The organism is Paenibacillus sp. FSL R7-0652 (assembly GCF_038595045.1).
Taxonomy (GTDB): domain Bacteria; phylum Bacillota; class Bacilli; order Paenibacillales; family Paenibacillaceae; genus Paenibacillus.
In genome coordinates, this window is the sequence record NZ_CP152001.1 from 1,125,405 (window position 1) to 1,137,571 (window position 12,167).

A 12,167-nucleotide genomic window follows, 5' to 3' on the forward strand; every position below is an offset into this window, starting at 1 on the left:
AGAAACATTTAATGGGCGATAACGATACTAAGGCTCTATTTTCTGATAAGGAGTTTATAGTTTATTCTTGAAGCAAGTAGAGTATAGTATGCGCACATGTGCAAGCTTGGCTGACTGAAGTAGTTACCTAAATACCGAATGAATGAAGCGAAAAATGCTTCTTCTGTTCAATTCCAATGTGAAATTGGGTTTGTTAAAATTTAGGGATAACGACTATGATCAGGTTGGCGGTGAGATGGCATGACACGGATTCAGGTGCACCCGGATGAACTGGAAAAAAACGCCCGTCTGCTACAGCAGAGTAAACAGCAGCTCGGCAAAATTGTCTATGAATTGGACAAGACGATGTATTTGTTACAATCCGAATGGTCGGGTGTGACCAGCGAGAAGTTTTTTTGGGATTTTATGAATATCAAAGAGAGTGTGTTCCCCTCTGCACTTGGGCTGTTGGATAAATTTCAGAATAAGATAACGGGGACATTAAGCGCATTCAAAACAGCAGACAATTCAGGCGGTGGAATGCTGCAAATCCCGGATAAACTGGAGCCCAATTTTGCTACGGGATTGATTGATAAAGCCATCGGCGATACGGTTACAGGCATTGGCGAGACCATAGAGGCATTCATCTATAATCCATTCAGTACATTGGGCACTCTGGCCTATGATCTGACGGTTGGTAAATTCGTCGACGTTGGACGCGGAATAGGATTTGCCTGGGACACCGCATGGGGCACAGGTACAGCAAGATCCGACATCGAGCAGTTTGTAAACGAGCAGAAAAAACAGCTGAGTGAGGATGAGTCAGGGTACTATAAAGGAGCGGTAGTAGGCCAAGCACTTTCGTATTTTCTCTTTGGCAAGGCTTTGCATTCGAAAGATCATCACGGATCGGGTGGATCAAGTGGGTCAGGGGAAGGTAAGAAGGAGCCGGAGAAGGGGAGTGGGAAAGAGGGGACTGGTAAATCAAGTTATATAACAGATCCTTCTGAAATGAAAAAGCATATCATCGTACCAGAAGATGGATTTCAAGCATTTCTTGAGAGGAAGTATATTGATATACGAAAATCAGGGGTTGAAGATATTAGCACAGTAGCTAAGAACACGGGATTGGCAGACGAACAGATCTTGAACATGAAGATGCATTTGTTTTTAGATACAAAGGATTTATCTGTAGGTGGTAAGCCTTATGAAAATTTATATTTCCAAGCAGATCCTGATGTTGCACATGCATGGCAGTTGGCTCAAAAGGGAGAACTCAATGACAAACAGAAAACTTGGTTTAGAGAGCTTGCGAATCATGAATTAAAAGAAAAAGAATTAATGGAAGGAGGTATGCCTTTAAGAGACCCATCCACTTGGAATGGAAGAGGGTATGATATACAACCTGAGAAAAATGCACATGATAAGGCGAATTTAACTGATAAACAACCAACACGTGATTTCCCGGGTTATGATAAGTATAAGGAATATGAGAAGAACATTGACAAGGAACTTGACTATTAAATTTAGAGGTGAAAAAGAAATGTACCTAGATGATACGGTATGTAGAATAAACGAAATTAATTGGGAAAAAGTCGGTACTATTGTTTCTAATGAAGATGCAGATTTAGGGTGTGAATTTTTAAGAAGGCTGGCTTTATTTTATAAAAATGAGGGTCTGAGACCACAACCGCCGATGTTTACTAACATAGCCAAATTACTTGGTGATACTGAGAATGAATTTCCTATCTCGATGTATTGCAATCCAAGGGTTTTGGAATTTGTTTCTGATTACCAGTATTTAAAAAAAATCTTTGAGTTTTATATACAATTATCGATATTTGTTGAAAAAGAACAAAAATATACTGAGTATTTAAATGTATATGAACCATTAATCAGAATATTGGAAAGAGGCGGATTTTTTGTTCTTAGGCCACAAGAACTAGAGATACAAAAAGTAGAGTATATACCATTAAGCGGATGGTATGATAGATTTTTAACCACCGATCCTTGCAATATCAGTGAATTATAAATGTTTGAAATTTAATTGGAATTCACGATTCTTATAGCTATATAAAGATGAAATTTCACAACTAAAACTATGAAAAACAAAAACTGAAGGCACTTCTACAAACGTAAACGTAGGGGTGCTTCTTACTATAAATTTTAAGGAAAACACTATACCATGATCCTTAAAAAACGAATCTGCATATCGGATGCTGTGATCTTGCTCGTTCTAACTTACATTTTGTATAAAGAGAAAAGGATATACGAACTGTACCTGACTATGAATATTCGTCAAGATATCGTTGATATGAAAAATACAATCAACACTAATGATCGTATTTTAACCAAATATTAGAGAGTGGAAAAATCATAAACGAGAGGGTTGCGGACGAAGAGCAGGCAAGGCAGCTTCATTATAACCTCGGTGATATGTCGCAGATTATTGATAAGTTAATTTGATGAATATCAGTTTCAGTCAGGAAACCAGTTGGCTTCGTGAAACCTGCACCACGATTCATCAACTATTTGGGACTAGATGACATATGGCCACGTACGCTTCAATGAATGCAGATGACATTCATCCGTTAGACCAAATTAATCATACTCTATCCCCTAAATTAAAGATCAGAATACAGGAGTACCAGCAGTTAAATCGTCGGTGGTTTAATATAATTGGTGATTTGAATATCCTCTATATGCAGCAAGGGAGTTTGCAAAGAAACTTTGAACCAGCTGAAAAGCTTCAAAGCTTCCGCCACTATCTGTCTTTTTGCTAATGGGAATAATATTAGTTTCTTTGATGGGTTGTCCGGCTGTCACATAATTATATTTTTCAGTAAAGATCAGGTTATCTTGAGTACCTGTTTGTACTAACCGAGGTCAATGCCACTATGCAAAAACATCTATTTCTCTGTTAACTGGTGTTTTCACCCATTCAAGTCTCAGATTCAACTGATAATCTTACTTCCAGTTTTAAATGCCTGCATAGTGTTTTCATATACCCATCAGGTATTAGGTAATACACTTCAGTATTTGGTACCCGGAGAGAAGTCGAGGCTAATCAGCTCCCAAGAAGGGGGTACGCGTCCTGTCTTGAGCAGCATTCCGGGCCGAGCTTGTGGATGTTTTCAAATACAATCTGGCTCATCTGCGATTTGTGGATAAAAGCAATTCGTTCCCGTACACTTGTCCACTAGATATCCACTGTAATATATCGATTAAATGCTCCGCCTTCGGCTCATAGAGAGAGTAGGGGATCGGAGCGCACCGATACTGCTTAGCGATATATTAATCATCGCAGACAAGCAGCCGTATTACGTGAGTCATGGGGGGAAACAAAACGATGAGCTTTTTACGCGACTGCGGGAAGAGATGCCTGCAAAGATGATAGCGGTGGCAAATAAGTGTATTACTTGATAAAGCGGTATTAGGAACCTGTTATGTTAGCAGGCTATTTCGTTCTAGGTTACATTCATAGACATAATTGCAGTTTGGAAATAATACCTATAAATCTTAATTTTGTACCTTAAGAACCATAAGTGTGGTATATTTATCCTATAAATAGTCATTTATTGTAGATTAGTACTTCGCATTATTGCACGTAATAAATTATTTGGTTTTTAACTTTATGTATGCGGGACCAAAGCATGGTCTATTACACAGTAAACAGCGTATGATGACAGACATGGTTCCAATAGGAGAACTGTGTCTTTTTTTGTTGTGAAATATATTAAGTGTTTTGGAGGATGGGGCATGTCTACAAATACTCAATTCATTGATGTTCTTAAGCGCTGTAAACAGTCTTCGAAGGAAGCTGTAGAGAATCTTGAAGGATTCAGCGAATTTAAACAATATATGCATGTTCAGAGGCCAGTTGAAAAAGAACTTGAAAACTATATTTTAGAAGCTAAACAAACAAAAGAACCACAGTTAATATTGGTATGTGGCGGAGTGGGCGATGGTAAATCACATATTTTATCTTACTTAAAAGATAAGTATGATTTTTTAGCAGATCCAGAACGATTTTATTTACATAATGATGCAACAGAGAGTTTTTCTCCTCGGAAAACTTCAATTGAAACGTTGGCTGAGATATTAAAGCCATTTTCAGATCATGAAATTGGAAAGGGTTCAAATATAACCATTGTCTTAGCCATCAATCTAGGTGCTCTTAATAACTTTATTGATGCAGAGGAAGGGGGGGAGTTCACTCGGCTCAGAGAATTTGTACATGCAAAGAGAATTATGGAGTCTGTGATTACAGAGGAAGTGTCTCAGGATGATCACATTTTCAAATATGTGAATTTCAGTGATTATCACATGTATGAGCTAACAGAACATGGTCCTCGCTCTAGTTACATTAAGGGAATTCTACAAAGAATTACTCAGAATACAGAACAAAACCCTTTCTACAAGGCTTATCTCAGAGAAAAAGATAATTATCCCGAACTAGCTTTAAAAAATCCAATTCTTCAAAATTATGAGATGTTACAATATGATGATATTCAGGACAAAATCATTGATTTATTGATTCAAGCGATGGTAAAAGAAAAACTTATTATTTCTACTCGGGCACTGCTTGATTTTATCTACAATATAATAGTTCCTTCTTCAATGGATAACATGGAGCATGAGAAATTGATGGAATTAATCATAAATCAAGATTTTCAATCTTACACGACATGTTTACTGCCTTTCCAATTATTTGATCGTGAGGATGCATCTGCTATACATCAAGCTATAAATCATATAAATCCTACGCAATATCGCACAGAGTTGCTTGACCAGCACCTAATTGATTTTAAGTCTAGAAAGGACGGGGCATATTTATTTAGTCAATATATTGATGTAAATAGAGCACCATATTTTGCGAAATCTCTTGTTCCGCATTCTCCATGGAAAGATGAGGACAAAAAGAGCGTTTCTTTCAGAAATGAGTTAGTTAAGTTATTTGTATATTTATACTATTTGGTTCCCAGGGAACAACACGATTCGTTCAAAGATCAGGACTATGATCAATATATGAATTACTTGTTTCATTGGAATAGAAGATCATGGAGTATGTTATCCAAGCTTTACAGAGAGGACGTTCGTGATGCGATCTATAAATGGAATGGTGAAGGCCACGGCGGACTTATTTATGTTCAGATTGGACAACCGCAGACGCACTATTATGCTTTGCAAAAACTTGAGATTGAACCTGCGCTTGAACGAGTAGAGGCTAGAGCAGAAGATGTCTTAATGAAGTTTTTGCCGATGTTAACGATTGCCTTCAGACCTAAGGGTGGAGCACCCGTTGAAATAGACATCGATTTCTCATTATATTCTTTATTAATTCGAATCAAAAACGGTTATCGACCGAATAAAAAGGACAAATTCCAATATATCAAGTTTGTTGAATTCATAGATCAGTTGAGTAGTAAAGGGAACGACAAGAATGAGCTTATTTTTGAAAGTAAGAAGTTCGGTAAGTCTCAGCGTTATAGACTGACTTACGATGATTTATTCGACCAATATTCATATGCGGAGATGTGAAAACATGGAGTATAAGTTGGATTTAGAAACCATTATTGACAAGTTCAAATTCGATTCTTCCATCAGGCATAATCCTAAAATTTCTGTTGAACTCTTACCTTACAATACAAAATTTAAAGATATGCAATTTAACCTTAAGGAAGTTGTAGGCGAGTTTTTGCGTCTGTTGGGGCAAAAAAAAATGTCCTCAGAAGCGAATCCAGAACAACTAGTTGAAGCCGTATTAAAATCTATTGATTTCAAAGATATAAATCAAAAAAACGAATTCAAGCAGATGATTAGAACTTTATTCATTGACGAAAACAACCAACTATTCTTATTCCATCCTCAGACGCTTTATTACATCAATACTGTTGAGAACGAGAACAGAAAGTTGGCTGAGTTTCTCTTTGCGGTTTTATGGAATGGAAAAGCTGCATGGGAAATTAGTAATGAAGAACATCAGACGGATGATTTGATGAGTTCGTTAATATTCAAAGCTTTACCAGAGTTGAAAAGTGAGGAGTTACAACCCCCTAAGTATGCGGTGCTATTACCAGAAATATCGGAATTATTTGCTGTTGATTTTGAATGGCTTTCTACGAAACAGGATTTGTTTACTCAACAATTTGAGAAACTTTTATCTTACTATTATTTTTTCTATATTACTCAAATGACACGTAGAAATGAAACTTTGTTTGCCAAATACGAGAAGAGTATAGTGCCTATTTATTTTACATTCGAAGAAGAAGAAAGATTATCGAAAACCAGAGTTAGTTACGAATACGGATGGAAAAACATTGAAAGATCGATTAATCGAATGTTTACACATGTAAATTTTCTTAAAATGCTTAATATTTCAGTGGAGGGAGTAGAGGAGGTACTTTCTTATCAAGAAATTGCTGAAGTACTTCGTACAGGAACAAATGAAGAAATTCTTGCAATCGAAAAAGCTGTAGACAAGGTGATAGAGCAATATCGTGAGGGTCTATCTGATGTGAAGTGGAGTCAAATGAGCTTAAATCCCGAAACGTATGACCTACCTGTGTTAAATAAATTATCTATATTATTTCAAATGATTGAATACCAGTTCAATAATTCATTTCGGTCCAAACCGTATAACGAATATAAGATGTGGTTTACACATTTTTGTCAGAGAACATTCCTCAAATCTAGGGGGAGATCTGGAAAAATGTTAATTCTGGATACAGATTATTTATTATTCCTCACTAAAGTTATCATTAAAGATGAGCATAAGATCAGATTGAAGAAGCTATTTGAACAATTCGAAGTAAGAGGGATTATCTATGATAGAGATACTCAGATTTCAATCATTGAGTATTTCGAGAAGTTGAATTTGCTAGAGAAAAAAAGTGATAGTGGGGATGCTATTTATGTCAAAGCATTTTTATAGTTATCTTGCTCAACTCGTGGAACGTTTTTTGAACGAGGTTAATATTCAGTCAGGAGAAAAATATCATATTCAATTTGAACGTGAAGAACAAGTAGTAAATCTAGTAAATCAAATTAAGGGTATGAATCGAGTTAGTCCGTTCTTAATGCCCACGGAGGATGGATTCTATCAATCTCAGACTTTAGATTATGATCAAACCAAGGTATTAATCGCATCAAATATTGAGGATACAACTCCCGACTTTCTTACAACATTACGGAATAAAGTTGGCACACATGAAGAACCTTTTGAAGATCTGGCTATGCTTTTAATCCACAATTCAAACTTAGATAGTTTGGTTCAGGGAATGACTTCGTTTGCAAAAGAAGGTATGCCTTTTCATATTGATTCAATTGAAAAAGATTTGCATGAAATGATGAAGCAATCAAACCTATCCTCTGAAGAGAAACAAATTCTTAATTTCTCGATAGAGTCCATGAAAGCTCAACAGGGACTTCATGAGAGAGTAAACTTATTTGACTACGAAAATATACTTACTGTGCTGAACAATGAGAAGTTAGAAAAGCATGAATATAAAAACTTTGGACTTTTTTATGATGCCGAACTTTTTAATACGCCTAGAACTCCTAAGGAAATTAAAGAAAGACTAAAGGAAAATCATTCACTTTATAGTGACGTTGAAATAGCCCATCAATATGGGGCTGCTGAGGTCAGTCTGGAGCGGCACTTTGATGATCAAGGGGTTAAGATTTTATCGGAGTCTGAGACGTGGCAGGATGTTGATTTTGGTTCAGTACGAAGATCTAATCAAAAGAAATTAGAAGGAAAAGGTCTAGAGTATGTAGAGGCTGGTAAGAAATTGACTTTGGAAGGATTAGAGTATTGGGAGAGAGCCGATGGCGAAACCAAGAGTAAGCAACGTAAACGAAACATTATCGTGTTCAATCCTGATCAAGAAGAAGATATCACCTTAGAATTTACATTTAATGATTTTATCAAAAATCAGTATATCAATGAAACTAAAATTAAACATTCAATACTGGCGGAACAAGCAGGTAAAAAGATTCGCGTACGTTTAAAGCATGAAGTTGGACAAACTACATTTTATGGTGTGAAATACAAAACAGAGGTATCTCCAGCTTATGAATTTAGAATTACAGTGGTTGAGACTCAGCCCAAGTTTCTTCAGTCGATACAAACGGCCTATGCCATTACGTTATCAAAATCCAAAAGTTCGTATCTTTTAATTAATTCAGATGCGGAACGTTGGTTTTTCAATAAAGACGCATCAGAAATCACCAAAGTTAATTTAACAGAATCTCATAGCACATTTGACATTACTGAGGATCAAGAATTAGAAGTATCTCGTAATGATGAAAATAATAGTGATGAAGAAATGATTTATTTTAATATTCAACTTCCTCACACAGGTATTCCATTTGCTGTGCAGGATTTAGTTGAACGTCCTGTTCCCATTGGTGGTTTTAGTGTGTGGAAGCTAAAGCGTGAAAAGCAGGAACACTTCATTTATCGCATAGAGAATGAGAAGATGAAGATTGTACAAGGAACGAGGGAGACTTATGCTCAAGGAGAATTCAAGCGTAATTTAGAGAGGGAACGAAAACTTTTAGAAACCAATCATTTGTTTTTTCTAGAAGATAGCTTAGGAGAGATTGTTCCTCAATCGATCTCAGTTTCTGAACCGTTAAAAGAGGCATACTGCGATTTATTACGATACTTCAGGACTAACGGTTTACTCCCGAGTTTAGCTTATTTTGATGCAGATTATACTGCACTAGCCCGTAACTATATAGATGTGTATTTACAGGAGCTTGAACAATTGCAAAACGGCCAGTCATTAAACCAGATCCAAAGAGACCTTGTTTTAATTGGAACTATTCAGAAAAGTCATATAAATCCAGAGTGGCTGCTTACACCATTACATCCTCTTCATTTGGCGTACCAATTACAATTAAATGAAGTGGTGGGTGATGAGTTAATAAATGATGAATTGCTGCATTCCATGAGACCTACGAATTTATTGCCTTATGTTAATTTCAATTCGAAACTATACAAGGCAATTGAAATGATGGATTCATATGAGTGGGCTTCTTACTTGGATCAAAGTTTACCAAGATTCGAGTCATCCAAAACATTTGTAAGTAAATTGGTTCAAGAAAAAATCGAAGAGTTTACTGGCCATTTCGGTTATCTTTTTGAATTAGATCGTCGTGCTCCCCTCAAAATTAATACGATTAATATGGGGGACTGTCAGGAAATTCTTCAAGGTCTTTTTGAATACTACAAGAAGCAACTTAAAGATAATTTGGAAAAAGGGAATCTTCTACCTATTGAAATTCACATCTATGCTGAAAAAGGTATCAACAATGTATTTGAGGAGATGTCACAATATACAGATGCAGAAGAGATTGCCAAACAGTTCAATCTTCGATTGGAATTGGATGGATATCATGCTGAAGAATTATTAAATGTTTTCCGAGATAAAGTGAAGTTTTATTCTAAAAGTTCGGACACTAATCATTACGAGTACAGTCACGTTACTTTCTATCAGATGAATAAAATTGAACAGATTGCTACTAGCAATGCTGCGGAAATTATTACTGGAGTTTCATTATTCGGTCTTGTTTCAGGTGTTCCTTCTGTATTCATCAACGAAGATTATAAAACGGGATTCGGAACGAGATATTATCCAATACAAGAAGCTCCGCTATTGAAAATGGTACCGAAGTTGAATTCATTGCTGAGGGTTGCCCGAACTCTTGATAATTATCAAGAGGATATAAATATTGTTACTGCAATCTCTGCTGATCATAAGCAGCAATTAGATCAAGTCTACGATTCAGCCCATTGGGTTACTTTTATTGAGCCTAAAGTAGATCTGAGTTTCTTCAAGAACAGTGATGCTCAAAAAGAGCTACTTGTTATTCATTACAGTGATCAATATACATCCTCGAGTGGGTTTGATGCGATCACGGTGACCAGACGATCAAAACAATATCAACGCTTAATTAAAGAATTCCTTGGTCATCAGAGGTTGTATGTAGACGATTATGTGTTACCTCCAATCATTAATTTTTTCAATGCTATTAATGGGAATTGGTTGCTTCGATTGTTGGCTCAGAAGAACTATTTTCCAAAGGAAAAGATTAGTATTCTTTCAGCAGTAAAACTATCCCTTGCTGCTTATTCACACAGCAATATTATATGGATTCCTATCTCAATGGAAGAAATTCTTAGAATCTCAGGTGGGACTGGATTAAGACAATCTGAAGGTTTGTTTTCTGCTAAAAAACTAGGGAAATTTGGTTCATACAGTGATGATCTGTTATTAATTGGGATTGAACCTTCTGATCAGGAGATGTTTGTTCACTTTTACCCTATTGAGGTTAAGATAGGACATAACAGTGCTAACGTGCAAGAGAAAGCGGTAAAACAAGTAAAAGAAACCAAGCAGTTATTAATGGAGTTTTTAACTGGTGGTGAAAAGAGTTTCCAAGCTGTATTATATCGTAATTTCTTTATGCAATTAGCAATTGCAAGTGCGGAGAAAATGAAGCTTTATTCGGTGTGGCCTGAACAATCATGGAGTCAAATTACAGAAAATAGTGTTCGCGAGCGTCTTCTCAATGATAAATACACAATTGTAAATACGTTGAATCAGTATATTGGTCAAGGTGCAGTCATTTCATTTAAGAAGGATGTTGTGTTCACTGATATCAAAATGAATGATGATGTAATGATTTATGACTACCCTGAACAAAGTGGATATGAATTCATACTCAAAAGTGTTGAAGAGATGAAGGAATATATACAGAGCGAACAAGGGGATTTGTCTCCTGAGCAATTGCTGAGCAATTTATATGATCCTTCTAAACGTTTTGAAATAGCACAAGATAGTGAGGAATCGACATTACTTGTTGCTGATAATAATGAGCATTATGAAGTGGGGATGGATGAAGTAGCAGCAACTATGCTTAAATCTGATGAAAATTCAATAGATATAGAAATAAATGATATAAAATCTCAGAGAACTGTAGATTTACAAGCACCGACAAAACCACTAGAAGTCTTGTTTGGACATAATGCAACTTCTAAAGAAGAAGTGAAATGGTTCCCTACTTCAACGGATAAAATTATGCACACTAATACAGGAATTATTGGGACGATGGGAACAGGCAAAACTCAATTCACGAAATCATTGATTACGCAGTTAAGTCGTAATAGCTATGACAACGTGAAAGGGACTCCTATAGGTATTTTGATTTTTGACTATAAAGGCGATTATATAAAGCCTGATTTTACTGAGAAAACAAATGCGAAGGTATATAATCTATTCCATTTACCATTCAATCCCTTGTCTTTGTACATGGCAGAGCCTATTAAACCGTTGCTGCCTCTTCATACAAGTAACTCTCTAACAGACACAATTGTAAGGTCTTTCAATCTTGGACAAGTTCAAGCGATTACGTTGAAAGATTTAATGATGGAGGCATACGCTAATAAAGGGATTTTGAAGGGGGACTCGTCTACCTGGAACTTACCTGCTCCAACGATGAGTGATATATATGAACTTTATGCTGGGAAAGAAAATTCCAAAATTGATTCTCTATATGCTGCACTTAAAGAGTTATATGAAACTGAAGTGTTTGAAACAGATTCCTCTAAAACCATTTCGTTGTTCGATATGATTGATGGAATCACAGTAATTAATTTGTCTGGATACAGTGAGAGTATTCAAAACCTCGTAGTATCCATTACACTCGATGTCTTCTACAACCAAATGCAGATGTTTGGACACAGTGCAATTAATGGAGCTTATCGTGAAATTACGCGAATGATCTTGGTTGATGAGGCGGATAATTTCCTCAGTAAAGACTTCACTTCGATCAAGAAGATTTTAAAAGAAGGAAGAGAGTATGGTGTAGGTACGATTTTATCTACACAGTTTCTAAGTCATTTCTCAACATCAGATAACGATTACGCTAATTACATCTTGACTTGGATTGTGCATAATGTGTCTGAAATGTCTGCCAAGGAGATTAGAATGGTTTTCAGCACGCAGAGTAAATCAGAAGAAGATAATATCATGAGCAGAATTAAATCGTTACAAAAGCATTATAGCATTGTGAAGGCTGGTTCGAGTCAACCCATTTGGATGCGAGATATGGCTTTTTGGGAATTATAATAATTAATAATACTGGGTTATGCTATCTAAGCATAACCCAAAAAAGAG

5 protein-coding genes are annotated in these 12,167 nt (G+C 36.1%); all 5 read left to right on the plus strand.

The annotated features are described in order from the left end of the window. Positions 1-255 precede the first annotated feature (255 nt). Positions 256-1,503, plus strand: coding sequence for a hypothetical protein (locus MKY97_RS05000; RefSeq protein ID WP_342554402.1), 1,248 nt, complete (start codon positions 256-258; stop codon positions 1,501-1,503). Beyond that, positions 1,481-2,011, plus strand: a complete 531-nt coding sequence (locus MKY97_RS05005) for a hypothetical protein (RefSeq protein ID WP_342554403.1) — start codon at positions 1,481-1,483, stop codon at positions 2,009-2,011. Before MKY97_RS05000 ends, MKY97_RS05005 begins: the two co-directional genes overlap by 23 nt. 1,727 nt (positions 2,012-3,738) lie before the next feature. Beyond that, a complete protein-coding gene (dptF, locus tag MKY97_RS05010; RefSeq protein ID WP_342554404.1) occupies positions 3,739-5,520 on the plus strand; it encodes a DNA phosphorothioation-dependent restriction protein DptF in 1,782 nt (593 codons plus the stop codon). A 4-nt stretch (positions 5,521-5,524) separates the two neighbouring features. Next, on the plus strand, positions 5,525-6,913 hold the full coding sequence (gene dptG, locus MKY97_RS05015) for a DNA phosphorothioation-dependent restriction protein DptG (protein WP_342554405.1): 1,389 nt from the start codon (positions 5,525-5,527) through the stop codon (positions 6,911-6,913). Further along, positions 6,894-12,119, plus strand: coding sequence for a DNA phosphorothioation-dependent restriction protein DptH (gene dptH, locus MKY97_RS05020; RefSeq protein WP_342554406.1), 5,226 nt, complete (start codon positions 6,894-6,896; stop codon positions 12,117-12,119). The genes dptG and dptH overlap by 20 nt, the downstream gene beginning before the upstream one ends. Positions 12,120-12,167: the final 48 nt, after the last annotated feature.